This window comes from Nocardioides anomalus (genome assembly GCF_011046535.1).
Taxonomy (GTDB): Bacteria; Actinomycetota; Actinomycetes; order Propionibacteriales; family Nocardioidaceae; genus Nocardioides; species Nocardioides anomalus.
The window spans coordinates 3,483,416-3,501,931 of the sequence record NZ_CP049257.1; the positions used below are offsets into that span (position 1 = coordinate 3,483,416).

The 18,516-nt window shown below is 74.9% G+C and carries 21 protein-coding genes; 7 read left to right on the forward strand and 14 right to left on the reverse strand.

Features of this window, described 5'->3' with window-relative positions; all coding sequences use genetic code 11:
• Positions 1 to 182: 182 nt before the first annotated feature.
• The 4 genes from ilvA to G5V58_RS17560 are packed head-to-tail and all read right to left on the reverse strand — an operon-like array spanning position 183 to position 5,194.
• A complete protein-coding gene (ilvA, locus tag G5V58_RS17545) occupies positions 183 to 1,400 on the reverse strand; it encodes a threonine ammonia-lyase (RefSeq protein ID WP_456237790.1) in 1,218 nt (405 codons plus the stop codon).
• Positions 1,393 to 2,718 (reverse strand): AI-2E family transporter, encoded by a 1,326-nt coding sequence (locus G5V58_RS17550; protein WP_165235577.1) that lies wholly within the window; start codon positions 2,716 to 2,718, stop codon positions 1,393 to 1,395. Before G5V58_RS17550 ends, ilvA begins: the two co-directional genes overlap by 8 nt.
• Complete coding sequence (locus G5V58_RS17555; RefSeq protein ID WP_165235579.1) at positions 2,715 to 4,040, reverse strand: glutamate mutase L; 1,326 nt, start codon at positions 4,038 to 4,040, stop codon at positions 2,715 to 2,717. The genes G5V58_RS17550 and G5V58_RS17555 overlap by 4 nt, the downstream gene beginning before the upstream one ends.
• Positions 4,037 to 5,194 carry a cystathionine gamma-synthase gene (locus tag G5V58_RS17560; protein ID WP_165235581.1) on the reverse strand — a complete coding sequence of 386 codons (1,158 nt, stop codon included), beginning with the start codon at positions 5,192 to 5,194 and terminating at the stop codon, positions 4,037 to 4,039. The genes G5V58_RS17555 and G5V58_RS17560 overlap by 4 nt, the downstream gene beginning before the upstream one ends.
• On the opposite strand from G5V58_RS17560, the gene G5V58_RS17565 reads away from it, so the two are divergent.
• Entirely contained in the window at positions 5,172 to 5,429 is a 258-nt protein-coding gene (locus G5V58_RS17565; RefSeq protein WP_165235583.1) for a hypothetical protein, read from the forward strand. The genes G5V58_RS17560 and G5V58_RS17565 overlap by 23 nt on opposite strands.
• 74 nt (positions 5,430 to 5,503) lie before the next feature.
• Here the strand turns inward: G5V58_RS17565 and G5V58_RS17570 are convergent, their stop codons facing one another.
• Entirely contained in the window at positions 5,504 to 6,571 is a 1,068-nt protein-coding gene (locus tag G5V58_RS17570) for an NAD-dependent epimerase/dehydratase family protein (RefSeq protein ID WP_165235585.1), read from the reverse strand.
• A 132-nt stretch (positions 6,572 to 6,703) separates the two neighbouring features.
• On the opposite strand from G5V58_RS17570, the gene msrA reads away from it, so the two are divergent.
• Positions 6,704 to 7,348 (forward strand): peptide-methionine (S)-S-oxide reductase MsrA, encoded by a 645-nt coding sequence (msrA, locus tag G5V58_RS17575; protein WP_165239255.1) that lies wholly within the window; start codon positions 6,704 to 6,706, stop codon positions 7,346 to 7,348.
• A gap of 87 nt (positions 7,349 to 7,435) precedes the next feature.
• On the forward strand, positions 7,436 to 7,807 hold the full coding sequence (locus G5V58_RS17580) for a YciI family protein (protein ID WP_165235587.1): 372 nt from the start codon (positions 7,436 to 7,438) through the stop codon (positions 7,805 to 7,807).
• Here G5V58_RS17580 and G5V58_RS17585 read toward each other — a convergent pair.
• Genes G5V58_RS17585 through G5V58_RS17595 form a run of 3 tightly spaced genes read right to left on the reverse strand, consistent with a single transcriptional unit; the run spans position 7,804 to position 11,440 of the window.
• On the reverse strand, positions 7,804 to 8,415 hold the full coding sequence (locus tag G5V58_RS17585) for a dihydrofolate reductase family protein (RefSeq protein ID WP_165235589.1): 612 nt from the start codon (positions 8,413 to 8,415) through the stop codon (positions 7,804 to 7,806). The genes G5V58_RS17580 and G5V58_RS17585 overlap by 4 nt on opposite strands.
• Positions 8,412 to 9,221 (reverse strand): metalloregulator ArsR/SmtB family transcription factor, encoded by an 810-nt coding sequence (locus G5V58_RS17590; RefSeq protein ID WP_165235592.1) that lies wholly within the window; start codon positions 9,219 to 9,221, stop codon positions 8,412 to 8,414. The genes G5V58_RS17585 and G5V58_RS17590 overlap by 4 nt, the downstream gene beginning before the upstream one ends.
• A 41-nt stretch (positions 9,222 to 9,262) precedes the next feature.
• Positions 9,263 to 11,440, reverse strand: a complete 2,178-nt coding sequence (locus G5V58_RS17595) for an SPFH domain-containing protein (protein WP_165235595.1) — start codon at positions 11,438 to 11,440, stop codon at positions 9,263 to 9,265.
• Positions 11,441 to 11,696: 256 nt separating this feature from the next.
• On the opposite strand from G5V58_RS17595, the gene G5V58_RS17600 reads away from it, so the two are divergent.
• Positions 11,697 to 13,037, forward strand: a complete 1,341-nt coding sequence (locus G5V58_RS17600; RefSeq protein ID WP_456237791.1) for an ABC1 kinase family protein — start codon at positions 11,697 to 11,699, stop codon at positions 13,035 to 13,037.
• Here the strand turns inward: G5V58_RS17600 and G5V58_RS17605 are convergent.
• From G5V58_RS17605 to G5V58_RS17625, 5 genes are read right to left on the reverse strand one after another with little or no spacing between them, the layout of a single operon-like run.
• On the reverse strand, positions 13,034 to 13,525 hold the full coding sequence (locus tag G5V58_RS17605; RefSeq protein ID WP_230486712.1) for a GNAT family N-acetyltransferase: 492 nt from the start codon (positions 13,523 to 13,525) through the stop codon (positions 13,034 to 13,036). The genes G5V58_RS17600 and G5V58_RS17605 overlap by 4 nt on opposite strands.
• A complete protein-coding gene (locus tag G5V58_RS17610) occupies positions 13,522 to 13,878 on the reverse strand; it encodes a nuclear transport factor 2 family protein (RefSeq protein ID WP_165235601.1) in 357 nt (118 codons plus the stop codon). The genes G5V58_RS17605 and G5V58_RS17610 overlap by 4 nt, the downstream gene beginning before the upstream one ends.
• A complete protein-coding gene (locus tag G5V58_RS17615) occupies positions 13,875 to 14,615 on the reverse strand; it encodes a VOC family protein (protein ID WP_165235604.1) in 741 nt (246 codons plus the stop codon). The genes G5V58_RS17610 and G5V58_RS17615 overlap by 4 nt, the downstream gene beginning before the upstream one ends.
• Entirely contained in the window at positions 14,612 to 14,932 is a 321-nt protein-coding gene (locus G5V58_RS17620; RefSeq protein WP_165235607.1) for a pyridoxamine 5'-phosphate oxidase, read from the reverse strand. The genes G5V58_RS17615 and G5V58_RS17620 overlap by 4 nt, the downstream gene beginning before the upstream one ends.
• Before the next feature lie 22 nt (positions 14,933 to 14,954).
• A complete protein-coding gene (locus tag G5V58_RS17625; protein ID WP_165235610.1) occupies positions 14,955 to 15,734 on the reverse strand; it encodes a sulfite exporter TauE/SafE family protein in 780 nt (259 codons plus the stop codon).
• 187 nt (positions 15,735 to 15,921) lie between these two features.
• Here G5V58_RS17625 and G5V58_RS17630 point away from each other — a divergent pair, with 187 nt between their 5' ends.
• Genes G5V58_RS17630 through G5V58_RS17640 form a run of 3 tightly spaced genes read left to right on the forward strand, consistent with a single transcriptional unit; the run spans position 15,922 to position 17,854 of the window.
• Positions 15,922 to 16,764, forward strand: a complete 843-nt coding sequence (locus tag G5V58_RS17630) for a cobalamin-binding protein (RefSeq protein WP_165235613.1) — start codon at positions 15,922 to 15,924, stop codon at positions 16,762 to 16,764.
• A gap of 10 nt (positions 16,765 to 16,774) precedes the next feature.
• Entirely contained in the window at positions 16,775 to 17,332 is a 558-nt protein-coding gene (locus tag G5V58_RS17635; RefSeq protein WP_230486713.1) for a TetR/AcrR family transcriptional regulator, read from the forward strand.
• 27 nt (positions 17,333 to 17,359) lie between these two features.
• Entirely contained in the window at positions 17,360 to 17,854 is a 495-nt protein-coding gene (locus tag G5V58_RS17640; RefSeq protein WP_165235619.1) for an FBP domain-containing protein, read from the forward strand.
• Here G5V58_RS17640 and G5V58_RS17645 read toward each other — a convergent pair.
• The gene (locus tag G5V58_RS17645; RefSeq protein WP_230486714.1) at positions 17,851 to 18,117 is read right to left on the reverse strand and encodes a CBU_0592 family membrane protein; all 267 of its coding nucleotides are present in this window, start codon (positions 18,115 to 18,117) and stop codon (positions 17,851 to 17,853) included. The genes G5V58_RS17640 and G5V58_RS17645 overlap by 4 nt on opposite strands.
• Positions 18,118 to 18,516: the final 399 nt, after the last annotated feature.

The following is an 18,516-nucleotide window of genomic DNA, read 5'->3' on the forward strand; positions in this document are numbered from 1 at the left end:
CTCCGTGGACGCAGAGATCTCCCCGGGGAGTACGAAACTGGAACTAGGCGTACGAACCATGCGGCCGGAAGTCCAGTTTCACCGGCCGGCCGGTGAAACTGGACCGGCTCGAGACCCGGGGCGGCGGCGCGCGGAGGCGCTGATCGGCCGCTTCCGCGGGCGGGGCTAGCGGGTCGTCGAGGTCACTCGATGACGCGGTAGCCGCGCTCGCGCAGGCGGGCGATCAGCGCCTCCGCGTGCTGCTGGCCGCGCGTCTCGAGCTGGACCTGGACCTCGACCTCGTCGAGGCTCAGGTCCGGGGAGATGCGCTCGTGGGCGACCTCGAGCACGTTGGCGCCGGCGGCGCCGATCTCCATGAGCAGGTTGGCGAGGCCACCGGGCGAGTCGGGGATGGTCACGTGCAGCCCGAGGTAGCGCCCGGCGGCGGCCATGCCGTGCTGGATGACCTTGCCGAGCAGGAGCGGGTCGATGTTGCCGCCGGAGAGCACGGCGACGACCGGCCCAGGGAAGTCGTGCGGGGCGTCGAGCAGCGCGGCCACGGCGGCGGCGCCGGCGGGCTCGACGACCATCTTGGCCCGCTCCACGAGGGCGAGCAGGGCGCGGGAGAGCGACTCCTCGGAGACGGTGCGGATCTCGTCGACGTGATCGCGGACCTCGGCGAACGGGACGTCGCCGGGCAGGCCGACCGCGATGCCGTCGGCCATGGTCTTCATCGAGGGCAGCTGGACGGGGCGGCCCTGCGCGAGCGAGGTGGGGTACGCCGCGGCGCCGGCGGCCTGGACGCCGACGACGCGCACGTCGGGGCGGGCCTCCTTGACCGCGAGCGCGACGCCGGCCAGCAGCCCGCCGCCGCCGGTGGGGACGAGCAGGGTGGCGACGTCGGGCACCTGCTCGAGGACCTCGAGGCCGAGCGTGCCCTGGCCGGCCACGATGTCCACGTGGTCGAACGGGTGGATGAGCACCGCGCCGGTCTCCGCGGAGAACGCCCGCGCCGCGGCCAGCGACTCCTCCAGCACCCGACCGGAGAACACCACCTCGGCGCCGTACGCCCGGGTCGCGCGCTCCTTGGGGATGGGCGCGCCCTCGGGCATGAAGACGGTGGACCTGATGCCGAGCATCTGCGCGGCGAGCGCGACGCCCTGGGCGTGGTTGCCGGCCGAGGCGGCGACGACGCCGCGGGCGCGCTCCTCGGGCGAGAGGCGGAAGAGCCGGGTGTAGGCGCCGCGGATCTTGAACGAGCCGCAGCGCTGGAGGTTCTCGCACTTGAGCCAGACCGGCGCGTCGACCAGCGCCGAGAGCCAGCGCGAGAACTCCACCGGCGTCTCGATGGCCACGTCGCGGATCAGCTCGCGCGCGACCTCCACGTCGTGCAGGTGCACGCCGTCCATCAGGTCAGCCACCGACCCTCCCGTCGTCCGGGTCGTCGGAGTCCCCCGGTGGCTCGGGGTGCTCCTCGACGGCCGCTGTCTCGCCGGTCTCCAGGTAGTCCTCGGCCAGCTCCTCCACCGGATCGTCCCCCGGATCGGTGTACGCCGCGAGGTGCTGGGCCACGGCGTTGACCGCGGCGGCCAGGGGCACGGCGACCAGGGCGCCGGCCACGCCGGCGGTCAGCACACCCGCACCGATGGCCAGGATGACCCCGAGCGGGTGGACCGAGACCCAGCGGCCCATGAGGAACGGCTGGAGCACGTGGCCCTCGAGCTGCTGCACGCCGATGACCACGGCCAGCATGATCAGGGCGCGGACCAGGCCCTGGTCGACCAGGGCCACGAGGACGGCGACCGCGCCGGCCACGGTGGCGCCCACGATCGGCACGAACGCGCCGAGGAAGACCAGCACGCCGATGGCCAGCGAGAACGGCACGCTCAGCGCCCACGCGCCGACGCCGATGAGGATCGCGTCGGTCGCGGCGACGATCACGGTGGCCCGCACGAACTGGGTCAGCGAGATCCAGGCGACCCGGCCCGAGCCGTCGACCCGCTCGCGGGCCGCGCGGGGCGAGAGCCGCACGAGCCAGGCCCAGATCCGGCTGCCGTCGGAGAGGAAGAAGTAGGTGGAGAAGAGCACGATGAAGAAGCCGGCGAGCACGTGCCCGACCGCGGCACCGACCTCGGTCACCGAGCTGATGACGCCGCCCTCGCCGGTGGACTTGGTGATGCCGTCCTGGGCCTTCTGGATGTAGTCGTTGATCTGGGAGTCGCTGGCGTGCAGCGGCCCGTCCTTGAGCCAGTCGCGGATCTCCTGGAGCCCGGCCACGGTCTGGTCGGCCAGGTCGCTGGCGCCGTTTGCGACCTGCTGGCCCGCGAAGGTCAACAGCGCCGCCACCGAGGTGATCGTGAACAGCACCACGAGGATCGAGGCCAGGCTGCGGCGTACGCCGACCCGCTCCAGCCAGTCGACCAGCGGGGCCACCAGGGCGGTGATGAGCAGCGCGACGACGACGGGGATGACGATGACGGCGAAGAAGCCGATGAGGTAGCCGAGCAGCGCGGCGGCTCCCGCGATGACCAGCAGCCGCCAGGACCACGCGGCGGTGAGGTCGACGCCGTACGGCACCTCGGCGCGGCTGAAGTTCGACGTACCGGCGGTGATGGTCACCGGCTCGGGGGCCCGCTCCTGCCGCCGCTCGAGGCGGCGGATCGCCGCCCACTGCTGGGCGAGGCGGGTGGCCACGCTGCCGTGGGGTTCGGCCGGCCGCGCCGGAGCCTCGTCGCTCACGGCGTCAACCTATCGCCGAGGCGGGCGACCAGCCGGCGCGCCGCGTCGGGGTGGTCGGCGGCGAGCAGCCCGGCCGCGGCCAGGACGTAGTCGGTGTCCACGCCGACCTGTGCCCGATCTGGGAGCTGCCAGTCACCGTCGCGCTCGATCCGCAGCACGCGCTCGGCCGCCCCGGCCCGCCCGTGGCGCAGCACGCCGCCCGACCCGACCAGCAGGCGCACCTCGCGCAGGTCGACCCCGCTCCGCTCGACCACCCGCCCCTCCGGGCTGACCACGACCCGCGACCGGCCGGCGTGCCGGCGCAGCGCCAGCCCCACGGCGGCCCGCGCGATGGCCTCGTCCTCGTCCTGCTCCTGCTCGGTGGTGGGCAGGAAGCCCGGGTCGGTCCGGCGCACGGCGGCCGCGTGGGTGAGCTCGTCCAACCCGGCCTCCTCGACCGTGGAGGCCGCGGACCACCGCATGCCGAGGTCACCCTCGACGGTCCGGGTGACCGGCGTGGGCGCGACCACGTCGCGGGCCAGCTCGGCCTGCTCGGGGTCGAGCTCGACGACCGAGTGCACGTCGGTGGTGGCGCCGCCGACGTCGACGACCACGACCTCGCCGGCCACCTCGGCCAGCAGCTCGACGCCGGTGAGCACGACGTCCGGCGTGGCGCCGCGGACCATCGCGGTGAAGTCGGCCCGCGCGCTCAGGTGCTTGCCGCCGATGACGTGGGACAGGAACACCTCGCGGATGGCCCGGCGCGCACCGTCCGGCGCCAGGACGCCGATGCGGGGCACCACGTTGGGCGCCACCACGTGCGGCACCTCGCCGAGCAGCGCGCTCACCTCGTCGGCGGCGTCGGCGTTCCCGGCCACCACCGTCGGGCCGCGCCAGCCGGACGCGCGCAGGCCGCGGGCGGCCTCCCGCAGCGGCTCCGCGTTGCCGCCGTCGGTGCCACCGACCAGCAGGACCACGTCGGGGGCGTCCGCGGTCAGGTCGAGGTCGTGGCCCTGCGCGACCGCCCGGACGGTCACGACCTTGCCGCCGCTGGACAGCGCCACCCGACGGCCCGCCTCGGCGGTGACCAGCTCCTCGTTGCCGACCACCGCGATCCGCAGTCCGCCGCCGGCGCTGGAGCAGGCCAGGACCTCGGCGCCCTGCGCTCCGGGTCCGAGCGCGGCCAGGCACGCGTCGTACCCGTCCAGGACGTCGGTGTCGATCGTGGTCCGGTGCTCCGCGCCGGCCAGCACCCGGCCCTCGGCCAGGTCGACGAGCAGCGCCTTGGTGAAGGTCGAGCCGAAGTCGACGCAGACGGCCCTGCCCTCGCCGGGCTGTGTCACCCGAGCGCGCGGTCTAGGTCCGCCAGCAGGTCGTCGACGGTCTCGATCCCGACGCTCAGGCGGACCAGGTCGGCCGGCACCTCGAGGTCGGTCCCGGCCACGCTCGCGTGTGTCATCCGGCCCGGGTGCTCGATGAGCGACTCGATGCCGCCGAGCGACTCGGCCAGCGTGAAGACCTCGGCGGCGCCGCAGACCGCCAGCGCCCTCTCCTCGCCGCCCTTGACCCGGAAGCTGACCATCCCGCCGAAGCGGTCCATCTGCCGGGCCGCGACCTCGTGGCCCGGGTGGCTCGCCAGCCCGGGGTAGTAGACGTGCTCGACCCGCTCGTCGGCCTCGAGGAAGGCCACCACCCGCTCGGCGTTGTCGCAGTGCTTCTCCATCCGCACGCCGAGCGTCTTGAGCCCGCGCAGGGTCAGCCACGACTCGAACGCGCCGGCCACCGCGCCCATGGCGTTCTGGTGGTAGGCCACCTTCTCGGCCAGCTCCAGGTCGCGCACGACGACCGCGCCGCCGACGACGTCGCTGTGGCCGCCGACGTACTTGGTCGTGGAGTGCACCACCACGTCGGCGCCGAGGGTCAGCGGGCGCTGGAGGTACGGCGACGCGAAGGTGTTGTCGACGACCAGCAGTGCGCCCACGCCGTGGGCCAGGTCGGCCAGCGCCGCGATGTCGGCGATCCCGAGCAGCGGGTTGGTCGGCGTCTCGACCCAGATCATCCGGGTCCGGTCGGTGAGGGCGGCCCGGACCGCGTCCAGGTCACCGAGCGCGGCCGGGGTCTGGCCCACGCCCCAGCGCGTCTCGACCTTGTCGAAGAGCCGGTGCGTGCCGCCGTAGGCGTCGTTGGGCAGGACCACGTGGTCCCCCGGCTCGAGCAGCCCGCGCACGATGGTGTCCTCGGCGGCCAGCCCGGAGGCGAAGGCGAACCCGCGCTCGCCCTCCTCCAGCGCCGCCACGGTGGCCTCGAGGGCGGTGCGCGTGGGGTTGGCGGAGCGGCTGTACTCGTAGCCGCCGCGCAGACCGCCCACCCCGTCCTGCTTGTAGGTCGACGTCGCGAAGATCGGGGGGATCACCGCTCCGGTCGACGGGTCCGGCTCCCACCCCGCGTGGATCGCACGCGTCTCGAAGCCGGACTTGGTCCGGTGCTCCTGGCTCATCACGCGAGCGTATCCACCGGCCAGCCCGTGCCACGCTGGGGCCGTCATCACCTCGGGGCTCGTCAACCTCCACACCGCCGACATCGGGGCCGGCACGCGCTCCTGGGGCGAGCTGCTCGGCCTGGGCACCGCCGACGCCGCGCTCCGCGGGCACGACGTCGGCAACGACAACCACTCGGCCCTCCTGCGCGACCCGGACGGCAACCTCGTCGAGATCCTCAGCAAGCAGCGCTGAGCCCCGACGCGGCGCGTCGCTCCCAGCCGGGTGTGGCTGGTGGACGTCGTGCCGCCGTCGTACCTCCGGATCCGCTAGGGCCGCGCCCGCCGGTGGACGGGGGCGTCGCCGAGGGCGCGGGCCAGGTTGTCGAGGATCCGGCGGGGCCGGAGCACCGGGGACGGCGAGCTGGCCGAGGTGGCCATGCCGGTGATGACCTCGTCGAGGACCTCGGTCTCGGTGTGGCGGGGCCGCCAGTCGAGCTCGAGCTCCGCGCGGGCGCTGTCGAGGAGGGGTACGGCGTAGGCCAGGTCGATCCAGCCGGGGTCGAGCTGCTCGAGGCGGGCGTGCCAGAGCGCGGCGACGCCGGCGCGCAGGACGCGGGCGGGGACGTGCACGGTCCGGGCGTGCAGGGCGGCGCCGACGAGCTCGGCGGTGACCGGGCGGCCGGAGGCGAGGTTGAAGGCGCCTTCCGCGCCTCGGGCGAGCACGGCGACCACCGCGGCGGCGACGTCGTCGGCGTGCACGAACGGCACCTCCAGGCGGCGGTCGAGTGGCAGCACGGGCACGAAGCGGAGCGCGGCGGCCGGGACCAGCCCCGGCACGGCGTAGCGCAGCAGCGCGCTGCCGGCCGCCGACTGCCCGATGATCCCCGGCCGCATCCGGGCGAGGGTCAGCGACGGGTGGGCCGCGGCGAAGCCGTCCAGGAAGCGCTCGGCCTCCGCCTTGTGCTGGGAGTACGGCGAGGTGGGGACGCCGTCGACCGGGTAGTCCTCGGTCACGGGTCGAGGACCGGAGCGCGGGGAGTAGGCGCCGACCGAGGACATGTGCACCAGGTGCGGGACGCCCTCCGCGACCACGGCCTCGGCGACCCGGCGGGTGCCGCCGACGCCGAGCTCGTGCAGGTGGTCTAGGCGGTGCGAGGGCTGGAACCCCCACGCCAGGTGCACGAGGGCGTCGGCGCCGCGCACCGCCTCGCGCAGCCGGTCGACGTGGTCGTCGCGGGTGAGGTCGACGGCGTGCCAGCCGGCGGCGGCGTACGGCGGGTGGGAGGCGGCCGGCGGGCGGCGGGCGATCCCGACGAGCGAGTGGCCGGCGCCGCTCAGGGCCCGCAGCAGGGCGGTGCCGACGTTGCCGGTGGCTCCGGTGATGGCGATGCGCACGACGTGGGGTACCCCACGCGTCCGGGCCCACCTCGGCGGGAACGTCCGGGCCACCACCCGTGTTGGACACTGTGCGGGACCGGCGCGCACGCCAGCGGCACGGCCCGCACGAGCAAAGGAGAGTCCGTGTCCATCTTCTCCCGCACCAAGTCCGCCCTCGTCGAGCCCGAGCAGGCGCTGCCCGGCCGCACCGAGCGCCCCTGGGCCGTCGCGGCCCGCCACCGGGTCCTGGACGCGCCCGTCGTCACCGACGAGGTGCCCGAGGGCTACGAGGTCGCGATCTTCGGCCTGGGCTGCTTCTGGGGCGCCGAGGAGATCTACTGGCAGACGCCGGGCGTCTGGTCCACCTCGGTCGGGTACGCCGGCGGCACCACGCCGAACCCGACGTACGAGGAGGTCTGCAGCGGCCGCACCAACCACACCGAGGCCGTCCGGATCGTCTTCGACCCCTCGGTCGTGTCGTACGCCGACCTGGTCAAGAAGTTCTTCGAGGTCCACGACCCCACGCAGGGCTTCCGGCAGGGCAACGACGTCGGCACGCAGTACCGCTCGGCGATCTACTTCACCAGCCCCGAGCAGGAGCAGGTCGCGCGCGAGCTGACCGCGGTCTACGGTCAGGAGCTGGCCACCCGCCGGCTCGGTGAGATCACCACCGAGATCCGCCCCGCCAGCGAGACGCCGTACTTCTACGCCGAGGACCCGCACCAGCAGTACCTCGCCAAGAACCCGTTCGGCTACCGCTGCCACGCCAACACCGGCGTGAAGTTCCCCGGCTGATTCTCGCCCGACCTGTCGTAGCGGCCCGCCGCTGTTCGTAGCGTTGACAGCGGCGGGCGTTCGGCCTGCCCGGAGACAGGAGCAGCGATGGCGGAGTACCTCATCTTCTTCAACCAGCAGTGGGTCGGCGACCACGACGAGGCGTGGTACCAGGGTCGCGTCGAGCCGTCGACGGCCGTGGTCCGGGAGATGCAGGAGCAGGGCGTGCTGGTGTACGCCGGCGGGCTGGTCGAGGAGCTCGAGGAGGCGGCCAGCGCCGACGCGACCAGCGGCACGACGCTCGTCACCGACGGGCCGTTCGCCGAGACCAAGGAGTGGCTCGGCGGGCTGACCATCGTCGACGTGCCCGACGACGAGACCGCGCGCTACTGGGCGGGCCGGGTGGCCGAGGGCTGCGGGTGGCCGCAGGAGGTCCGCAGGTTCAAGTCCGGGTCGCTGCGCGAGGCCGCCCGGGGCTAGCGCACCCGGTCGTACTTGAGCAGCAGCTCGCCGTCGCCTCCCGCGACCTGACGGGCGAGCTGCCAGCGGCTGTCCGGGCCGCCCTCGAAGAGCCGGGGGCCGGAGCCCAGGACCACGGGGAACTGGGTGATGCACAGCTGGTCGACCAGGTCGGCCTCGAGCGCGGCCCGGATGACGCTGGCCGAGGAGACGACGAAGACGTCGCCGTCTGTGTCGCCGGTGTCGCCGGGGTCGTCGGACTCGCCAGCCGCGAGGTCGCGCAGCACGTCGGCGGTCGCGCGGTCCTCGAGGGTCGTGTGCCGCCACGGTGCGTGGGTGAGCGTCGTGGACAGCACCACCTTGTCCACGTCGACCAGCCAGCGCGCGAAGCCGACGTCGCGGGGGTCGGCGCCGTCCATGTCGATGACCTGCGGCCACCAGCCGAGGAACCCCTCGGCGTTCTTGCGGCCCAGCACGGCGGTGGTCGCGCTCTCCCACAGCGAGGTGAGGTGGTCGCGCGCGGCGTCGGAGACGGCGTACGGCATCACCCAGCTCATGTCCATCGGGTCGTCCTTGGCGTAGCGGCCGTCGAGGGAGAGGGCGATGTTGGTGACGATGCGTCGGGTCACGGGGTGCTCCTGTCGAGAAGGTGGGCGAGGGTGTCGAGGGACTGGGCGAAGCCGGGCTCGATGCCGGCGACGGGGTCGGCGGCGTCGACCGTGCTGTCGGTGATCCGGTAGGTCACGTCGAGGTCGGCGCCGGAGGCGGTCCGGGTCAGGTCGTAGGTCACGTCGGCGGTGAAGACGGCCGCTCCGTCGGGACCCGCGGGCGAGGAGGTGTAGGCGAGCCGTTCCGAGGACCGGACCTCGGTCACCACGCCCTCCGCGCGCCCGACCACGACGTCGGAGTCGTCGACGTCCTCACGGTCGCGGTACTCCAGCACGATCCGGCCGCCGGGCTCGGCCTCGAAGACCAGGTCGGAGATCCGCAGGCTGGCCGGCGCCCACCACCGGGCCAGCAGGTCCGGCTCGGTGAGGTGGGCCCACACCACGTCCGGCGCGGCGGCCAGCGAGCGGTGGAACGTGAAGGTCCGGCCGTCGGCCCACCCCGGCTCCGAGGCGGCGCGTCGCTCGTCGGCCACGCCGTCGGCGTACGCCGTGAAGGAGGGGTCGGCGCCGGCGGCGTCGGCCAGCGCGGTCAGGGCTGCGGCGAGCTCGTGGAGCGGATCGGGACGCAGGGAGTAGACCCGCCGGGTGCCGAGCCGCTCCCCCACCACGAGACCGGCGCGCTCGAGGGTCTGCAGGTGCTTGGTCGTCTGCGGCTGCCGGGCCCCGGCCAGCTGGGCCAGGACGCCCACAGGTCGCGGCCGCTCGGCCAGCAGCCCGACCAGGCGCCAGCGGGCCGGGTCAGCCAGCGCGGCGAGGAGTGCCTCCATGCCGGAGAGCATTCCTCATGGCGAATATTCCTGTCAAGGAATCAGTCCAGGTCGGCCGACTCCACCTGGGCCAGCAGCCGGTCCATCTGCTCGCGGACCCGGGAGTGCCGCTCCTCGCGGGCCTGCTTGAGTCGGGCCACGTCCTCGTCGATGCGGGCCCGCGACTCGCGCAGGGCGAGCCGCGCCCGCTTGGCCTCGCGGCGCGCCCGCAGCTGGAGGCGCTGGGCCTCGGCCTCGGCGGTGGTGCGCAGCTCCTCGGCGTCGGCGGTGGCCTCGGCCAGGGTGGAGCGGGCGGCCTCGAGCAGGGCGTCGGCCTCGGCCCGGGCCTCGGCGCGGAGTCGCTCGCCCTCGGTCCGGGCGGCCGCGAGCTCGGCCTCGGCCTCCGCGCGCGCCTCGGCCCGGGCGCGGGTGCCGGACAGCAGCTGCTCGGCCTCGGTGCGGGCGGTCACCAGCACCTGGTCGCCTTGGGTGTGGGCGGTGGCCACCACCCGCTGGGCCTCCGAGCGCGCGGACGCGGTCAGCTCCTCGGCCTGGCTCTGCGCACCGAGCAGCAGCGCGTCGGCGTCGGCCCGCGCCGAGGCGGTGAGCCGGGCCGCCTCGGTGTGGGCGGCCTCGAGGGCCTGCTGGGCCTCGGTCTCCGCGGTCGCGCTGAGCGTCTCGCTCTCCAGGCGTGCGTCGGCCAGGGCCTGCTCGGCCTCGCCCCGCAGCTCCTGGGAGCTGGAGCGGGCCTGGCTGAGCAGCTGCTCGGCCTCGGACACCGCGGCGGCCCGCGTCTGGTCGGCGTGGGCGGCAGCGTCGGCACGACGGGCCTCGGCCTCGAGCCGGGCGCGCTCGGCACGGGCCACGGCCTCGGCGCGGAGCCGCTCGGCCTCGTCCTGCGCCTGGCCCCGCAGCTGCCCGGCCTCCTCCTGCGCCTCGCCACGCAGCCGGTCGGCCTCGCTGCGGGCCGCGGCGCGCAGCTCCTCGCCCTCGGCCGTCGCCGCCTCGACCACCGCGGTGGCGTCGGCGGTGGCCGTCGCGGTCAGGGCGGCGCCCTCGGTGCGGGCCGTCTCGAGCTCGGTCTGCGCCGTCGTCCGCAACGCCGCGGCGCGGGCCTCGGCGTCGGCCACCAGCCGGTCCGCGCGCGCCTGCGCGTCGTCGGCCAGGCGGTCGGCCTCGGCCTCGGCGGTCTCCACCAGCCCGGCCGCCTCGGCGCGGGCGTCGGTGACCAGGCGCTCGCACTCGGCCCGGGAGCGTTCGAGCACGACGTACGCCTCGGCCCGGAGCTCCTGGGAGCCCGCACTCGCCTCGGCCAGCAGCTGCTCGGCCTCGGCGGAGGTCGCGGCGAGCAGGGTGTCGGCCTCGAGGCGGGTGACCCACTGGACCTGGTCGGCCTGCTCGCGGGCGTCGGCGAGCAGGGCCTCGGCCCGGCTGCGCAGCTCGGCAGCGGACGTGCCGGCCTCGGTGAGCAGCTCCTCGGCCTCCGCACTGGCCGCGTCGAGCACCGCCTCGGACTCGAGGTGGGCCAGCGAGCGCGCCCGCTCGACCTCGGCCAGCGCCTCGGCCAGCACCTCCTCGGCCTCCGCCTCGAGGTCGGTGGAGCGGGCGCGCGCGGAGGCCAGCAGCTGCTCGGCGCGGGTGGCGGCCGACGAGCGGGCGCCCTCGGCCTCCCGGGTCGCCGTGCTGAGCAGCTGGTCGCTCTCGGTGCGGGCGTCGGTCAGCAGCCGCCGCGCATCCTCGGCGCGCGAGCGCGCGTCGGCGAGGAGCTGCTCGGTCTCGGCGCGCATGGTGCCGGTGTCGTCGTGGGTCCGGCCCCACAGCTGGCCGGCCGCGGTCCGGGCGGCGCGGGTGAGCTGGTCGGCCTGCTCCTGCGCGGCGGCCCGGAGCTCCTCGGCCTCGTCCACGGCGCGGTCCCGGGCCTCCTGGCGCAGCTGCTCGAGCAGCCGGTCGGCCTCGTCGCGCGCGCCGTCCTTGGCGTGGGCCAGGAGCTGGTCGGCCTCGGAGCGGGCCTGCGCCTCGAACTGCTCGGCCGCGCTGCGGGCCTCGGCCAGGAGCTGGTCGGCCTCGGCCCGGGCCACGGCCTTGAGCTGCTCACCCTCGCTGCGGGCGTCGGCCACCAGGGCCTCAGCGCTGCGGGTGGCGAGCTCCAGCAGCCGCGAGGCGCTGTCGGGTGCGTTCTGCGCCGCGTCGGTGGACCCGGCCGAGCCCTCCGGCGGGCGCGCGTCGTGCGTCGTACTCATGGCACTTCCCCCTTGGTCGCGGTCCACGCCCGAGAGTCCCGGACCCCCCGGTCCGGCGTGCCCCGACGATTCCCCGTACGGCGCCCCACTGCGCCGTGTCCGTCGTCCCGGGCCGGCTCAGCACTGGCCCAGACCAGCGATCCTGCCCGGCTCCTGAGGGCCTGACAAGTCCGGTCCGGAGCGCGCGCGCCGGCCCGATGCCCCCGGGGCACGGCTCCCGAGAGCCCGTTTCACCCGCCGGGGGACAATGGGGGACGTGGCTGACCGCGACCTCCCGCGCCGGGCTGCTCGGCGCACCGCGCGGCTGGCCGCCCTCCCGCTGGGGTACGCCGGGCGCACGGCCCTCGGGCTCGGCAAACGCCTCGGCGGCGCACCGGCCGAGACGGTGATGACCGAGATCCAGCAGCGCACCGCCGAGCAGCTGTTCCGCACCCTGGGCGAGCTCAAGGGCGGCGCGATGAAGTTCGGCCAGGCCCTCAGCGTGCTCGAGGCCGCGCTGCCCGAGGAGGTGGCCGGGCCCTACCGCGAGCAGCTGACCAAGCTGCAGGACGCCGCGCCCCCGATGCCGACCCAGACCGTGCGCGAGCAGATCGAGAAGGCCCTGGGGCCGGACTGGCGCGAGCAGCTGGTCTGGCTCGACGGCGGCCCCACCGCGGCGGCCAGCATCGGCCAGGTCCACCGGGGCCGATGGCACGACGGCCGCGACGTCGCGGTCAAGGTGCAGTACCCCGGCGCCGGCGAGGCCCTGCACTCCGACCTGCGCCAGCTGGCCCGGCTCGGGCGGACCATCGCGCCGGTGATGCCCGGCATCGACGTCAAGCCGCTGGTCGAGGAGATGCAGGCGCGGGCGGTCGAGGAGCTCGACTACGAGCTCGAGGCCGAGGCGCAGCGCACGTTCGCCGAGGCGTTCCGCGGCGACCCGCACATCGCCGTGCCCGACGTCGTCGCCGTCGGCGGCGAGGTCCTGGTCTCGTCGTGGATGGAGAGCAGCGGCAGCCTGGCCACGGTCATCCGCGAGGGCAGCCAGGAGGAGCGCGACCACTACGGCGAGCTCTTCGCCGAGTTCGTCTTCGCCGGCCCCAGCCGCACCGGCATGCTGCACGCCGATCCGCACCCCGGCAACTACCGCACCATCCCCGACGAGGACGGCAACCCCGGCCGGCTGGGCGTGCTCGACTTCGGTGCCGTCGCCCGCCTCGAGGGCCACGGCCTGCCCGCGGCCATGGGCCGCCTGATCCGCATCGCCGCCGACAACGACCCGGGCGGGCTCGAGGCCGGTCTGCGGGCCGAGGGCTTCCTCAAGGACCGCACCCGCGTCGAGCCCGAGCTGCTGCTGGACTACCTCAGCCCGTTCGTGGAGCCGGCCCAGGTCGAGCGGTTCAAGTTCAGCCGCGAGTGGATGCGCACGACGTTCCAGCGCATCAACGACCCGCGTCAGCCGACCTACACCGTGGCGCTCAAGCTCAACCTGCCGCCGTCGTACCTCCTCATCCACCGGACCTGGCTCGGTGGCATCGGCGTGCTCAGCCAGCTCGAGGCCGAGGCGCCGTTCCGGCAGATCCTGACCGACTACCTGCCGGGGTTCGCGAGCGCCTAGCCCTCGACCAGCGGCAGGAGCATCACGTGCAGGCCGACCAGGCCGTGCGCGCGGGAGTCGAAGGCCTCCGGCACGGTGCCGATGATCCGGAAGCCGAGCGCCTGCCACAGGTGCACGGCGGCTTCGTTGGTCTCCACCACGGCGTTGAACTGGATCGCGCGGAATCCGGCGTCACGGTGCCACTGCACGACGTGCTCCCCCAGCCGCCGGCCGACGCCCTTCCCGCGCGCCGCCCCCGAGACCATGAACGACGCGGTGCCGACGTGGCTCCCGCGACCCGGGCGGTTGGGGCCCATGGTGGCGCTGCCCAGGATCGTGCCGTCCTCCTCGAGCACCACGGTCTGTCCGGGCGGCGGCACCGTCCAGAGCGCACGGGCCTGCTCAGAGGTGAGGTCGAGCGGGTAGGCGTAGGTCTCGCCCGCCTGCACGATCTCGTCCCAGAACGGCCAGACCTGCGCCCAGTCCTCCTCGGTCATCGGGCGGATCACGCCGGGTCCACCTCGACGGCGTACGACGTGATGGTGGCGATCAGGTCGCCGCGGAACTCGTAGACGTCGCAGCTGGCCACCGTCGTCGTCTCGCCGGCGCCGTTGGTGTAGCGGCTGAGGGTGTCGACCGCGACGACGTCGCCGCCGTCGGCGACCACGAAGCGCAGCCGCTCCATCGTTGCTTGGGCCATCATCGCGGCGCCCTGCTCGCACGCCGCCCGGACCGCGGCCGGCCCCACCTCCGGGGCGCCGCCGCTGGCGCTCACCCACCGGATGTCGTCGGCGAAGTGGGCGTAGGTCTGCTCGAAGTGGTGGTTGGAGAAGGCCTCGGCCACCTCCCGGTGCGTGGTCATGCGGATCGTTCCTCCGGCTTCCTCTGGGTGACGCAGTACGTCGTGCCCGCGGGGTCGCGGAGCACGGTCCAGGCGTCGAACCGGCCCAGCACGGTGGCCCCGGCCGCCTCGTGCGCGGTCACCTCGGCCTCCGGGTCGCTCGTCGCCCAGTCCAGGTGTGCGGTGACGTGGTCCTGCTCGTCGTCGAGCCGCTGGACCAGCAGCTGGAGCGGCTGGTCGTCGCCGGGGGTCACCCGTCCGAACTCCTCCTCGCGCTCCTTGCGCCGCCAGCCCGTGAGGGCGGACCAGAAGTCCAGCTCGGCGTCGTAGCGGCTCGGCGGGACGTCCAGGCACAGCTGGTCGACGTACGACGTGTGGCCGTCGGGCCAGGTGCGTGGCGCCGGCCGCGTCCCCGTGCTCCCCCGGGCCAGGCAGAAGGTGAAGCCGCCCGGCGAGCGCAGCACGGTGACGCCGTCGAAGGGCCGGCTGCCGACGCGCGCCCCGAGGGCCAGCGCCTCCCGCTCGGCCTGCTCCGGCTCGTCGACGAGCACGTCGAGGTGGACGCGCGGCGTCGTCGCGCCGAGCCGCTGCAGCTTCAGGTGGACGTCGCCGTCCGGAGGCAACAGGGAGGCGAACTGGCCCTCGGGACCGCGAGCCGCCGAACGCTCGTAGCCGGTCACCTCGGCCCAGAACGCCGCGGCCGCGTCGTACCGGTCGGGCGGCAGGTCCAGAAACGCGGTCAGCCAGCGCGGCGTCATGCGTGGTCGGCCGGCCGGTGCAGCACCGCGCTGGTCGGGGTGACCTGCACGTCCTCGCCCTCGACGGCCCCCGTGCCGTCGACGAGCAGCGTCATCCCGCTGTCCTCGCGCGGCGGGAAGACCAGTGTCACCTGCGCATTGGCCGCGAGGTTGGCCAGCGTGCCGCGGCCGGGCCCGCGCGCGGTCAGGGTGCCGTCGCTCAGGGTGGGCGCGACCGAGACCACCTTGACCGCGCCGTCGCGAGTGGTCAGCAGGTAGCCGGCGCCGAAGTCCTCCAGCGCCCGCGCCAGGTCGGCGACGTCGACGGGGATGCTCACGGGTCGAGCCTAGGGCGACCGGTCACCAGACGCCGAGCACGCCGCCCCCGATCCGCACGACGAAGCCGCTGACCACGACGATGAAGAAGAGCCGGACGAAGCCGGCGCCGCGAGCGACCGCGACCCGCGCGCCGACGTAGGAGCCGGCGAGGTTGCAGGCGCCCATCACCAGGCCGACCTGCCAGAGCACGCCGCCCTGAGGGACGAAGAGCGCGAGGGCGCCGAGGTTGGTGGCCCAGTTGGCCAGCCGGGCCTTGGCGGAGGCCTCGAGGAAGGAGTAGCCGAGCAGGCCGACGAGCGCGAAGACCAGGAAGCTGCCGGTGCCGGGGCCGAGGGCGCCGTCGTAGAAGCCGATCACGAACCCGACGGCCAGGGCCGCCGCGAGGTGGCGGTGCCCGGCGTACCGCAGCGCCGTGGCCTCGCCCAGCTGCGGCCGGAGCAGGACGTAGGCGCCGACCACGACCAGCACCACCAGCACGATGGGCTCGAAGGCTGCGCGCGGGATCTGGCTGGCCACGAGCGCGCCGCAGAACGAGCCGGCGAAGGCCAGGACCATCATCGGCAGGAACGTGCGCGGGTCGGGGCGGATGCGGCGGTAGTACGTCGCCGAGCTCACCGTCGTGCCGCAGATCGAGGCCAGCTTGTTGGTCGCCAGGATGTGCAGCGGCGAGGCGTGCGGGAGGCCGAGGAGCAGCGCGGGCAGCTGGATCAGCCCGCCGCCGCCGACCACCGCGTCGACGAACCCGGCCGCCAGCGCGGCCAGTCCCAACAGGACCAGTACGGTCGCTGTCGGGTCGTCCACTGGCGACAGCCTAGGCCGCGTGCATCGCGTCAGCGTGGATGCCAGCGTCGTCCAGGTGGTGTGGTGACGGCCCCGCGGGACCGGAGGCGGGCCGCTGGGCCCGTCGAGGGCGCGCGGGGCCGTCAACGCGCCGCGTGGGCGGCGGTGGCGCCGCGCTGTCGCGATGCACACGGCCTAGGTTGGGGCCGTGCGCATCGTGTCGCTGCTCCCCTCGACGACCGAGATCCTGTTCGCGCTGGGCGCGGGCGACGACGTCGTCGGGGTGACCTTCGAGTGCGACACCCCGGCCGAGGCGCGCACGCGCACCGTCGTGTCGACCTCGGCGCTGCCGGAGGGACTGACCCCGGCCGAGATCGACGCGCACGTGGCCGCGGCGCTGGCGAGCGGTGCGGACCTCTACCACCTGCAGGCGGACGCGCTGCGCGACCTGGACCCGACGCACGTGGTGACCCAAGACCTCTGCGCGGTGTGCGCGGTCGACGTCACGACGGTGGACGAGGCGCTGCGCCACCTGGGCTGCCGGGCCGAGGTCGTCACCGTCGACCCGCACACGCTGGAGGAGGTCCTCGACTCGGTGCTGCTGCTCGGCCGGGTGACCGGGCGGTCCGAGACCGCGGCGGCGCTGGTGCACGACCTGCGGCAGCGGATGGCCGCGGTCTGGCGCTCGACCATGGGCCGGGGTCGGCCGCGGGTCGCGGTGCTGGAGTGGACCGACCCGCCGTACGCCCCCGGGCACTGGATCCCCGAGATGGTCGAGCTGGCCGGCGGCGAGAACGTGCTGGGCACCGCGGGCCAGAAGTCCACCCGCATCCTGTGGGACGACCTGCACGCGGCCCGGCCGGACGTCGTGGTGGTGGCGCCGTGCGGGTACGACGAGGCGGGCGCGCGCGCTCAGGCCGAGGCCATCGCCGACCGGCTCCCCGCCGGCGTGCGGGTGCTGCCGGTGAACGCCGACGCCCGGTGGGCCCGGCCCGGGCCGCGGCTCGTCGACGGCGTCGAGGAGCTGGCCGCCTTCCTGCGGGAGCGCTGACGTGCCCCGCGTGGGGCTCACCCCCTCGCGCCTCACGCAGGCCGGCGCGGCGATGGCCGACGAGGTGGGCTTCGAGGCGGTGACGCTGTCCGCGCTGGCCCGGCGCTTCGAGGTCCAGGTCGCAAGCCTGTACGCCCACGTGCCGGGCTCCGCCGAGCTGCGCAACCGCATCGCCGTGCTGGCCCTCGACGAGATCGCCGACCGCGCCGAGGAGGGGCTGGCCGGGCGCTCGGGCCGCGAGGCCCTGCAGGCCCTCGGCGACGCCTACCGCTCCTACGCGCGCGAGCATCCGGGGCGGTACGCCGCCGCGACGCACCCCCTCGACGACTCCGAAGAGTCCCTGCGCGCCGGGGGCCGGCACGCCGCGCTGTCGCGGGCGGCGCTGCGCGGCTACCGGCTCGGGCGGACCGACGAGGTGCACGCCGTACGCCTCGTCGGAAGCACCGTCCGCGGCTTCGTCGACCTCGAGGCCCGCGGCTCGTTCGCGCACAGCCGGCCGTCGGCCCACGCGTCCTGGACGCGGGCCATCGACGCCCTCGACCTGGTCCTGCAGAACCAGTTTGCCTAAGACCTTTAGGCGAGCGACTATGGACCTGTGGAACCGCTCACCGACCGCGACCTGCGCGGCTGCTTCGTCAACGCCTCGAAGGGCGAGGTGAAGCGCGCGCCCCTGCCCGACCTGACCGAGCAGCCCTGGGACGACCTGGACTACCTCGGCTGGGTCGACCCCAAGGCGCCGCAGGCCGGCTACCTCGTCACCGAGACCGACCGCCACGGCCTGGTCGGGCTCGCGCTGCGCCGCAACCACGGCAGCGCCCACCGCGCCCGCATGTGCTCGCTCTGCACCACCGTGCACGGCGGCACCGGCGTCTCGCTCATGGTCGCCCGCCGCGCCGGCCGGCCCGGTCGCGACGGCAACACCGTCGGCCTCGACGTCTGCAGCGGCCTGGACTGCTCGGCGTACGCGCGGGGCCTCGTGCCGGTCCCCGCCGCCAGCGCCGTCCACGAGACGCTGCCCGTCGAAGCCCGCGTGGCGCGGCTGCGCCGCAACCTGGACGCGTTCGTGGAGCGCGTGCTGCGCGCGGCCTAGGCCACGGACCCGGGCGCGCGCAGCCGCGCGCGGGCCAGGCCCACGACGCCGATCACGACCCACACGGCGTTGAGCGCCGCCGACGGCCACGCGCTGTAGTAGGCCGAGTTGACCATGAGGAACGCACCACCGAACAGGTTCATCAGCTGGAAGGCCAGGCTCGGCCCGGTCAGCCGGCCCGTGGTCACCAGCGCGTAGGCGCTGATGAGCAGCCCCATCCCCAGCCAGCCGACGACGTTGATGGCGATGACCGATGCGTCCACGGACGCATCATCGCCGCACCGTCGACGAACCGTGTCGGGTGCTCCCGCCGCACGTGGGTGCGTGCTGCGCACGCAGCGCGCGGCGAGGGTGCCCGACACGGTTCGTCGAGAGCGCGACGTGCACGCGCGGACGGAGTCCACGCCCTGCAACACACCACGGCCGGCACGCGCTCTGCGGTAGGGGCAGGGTCGCCCAGCCCCACCGGCTCGGCGGCCACGCGCCCTGCGCCAGGTGCAGGGTCGCCGCGCCGGAACGGCTCGGGTGCCGTCGCCGCGCGTGGAGTGCGTGCTGCGCGCGGAGCGCGCGGCGGCGGTGCCCGAGTCGGTCCGTCGAGAGCGTGGCGACCACGCGCGGACGGAGTCCGCGCCGTTCAGCACAGCGGACGGAGTCCGCGCAGA

Coding starts and splice junctions, on each gene's coding strand:
- G5V58_RS17560 (WP_165235581.1), bottom strand. CDS start 5,194: ATGAGCCAGGAGCACCGGACCAAGTCCGGCTTCGAGACGCGTGCGATC.
- G5V58_RS17580 (WP_165235587.1), top strand. CDS start 7,436: ATGGCGGAGTACCTCATCTTCTTCAACCAGCAGTGGGTCGGCGACCAC.
- G5V58_RS17590 (WP_165235592.1), bottom strand. CDS start 9,221: ATGGAGGCACTCCTCGCCGCGCTGGCTGACCCGGCCCGCTGGCGCCTG.
- G5V58_RS17595 (WP_165235595.1), bottom strand. CDS start 11,440: ATGAGTACGACGCACGACGCGCGCCCGCCGGAGGGCTCGGCCGGGTCC.
- G5V58_RS17610 (WP_165235601.1), bottom strand. CDS start 13,878: ATGACCACGCACCGGGAGGTGGCCGAGGCCTTCTCCAACCACCACTTC.
- G5V58_RS17615 (WP_165235604.1), bottom strand. CDS start 14,615: ATGACGCCGCGCTGGCTGACCGCGTTTCTGGACCTGCCGCCCGACCGG.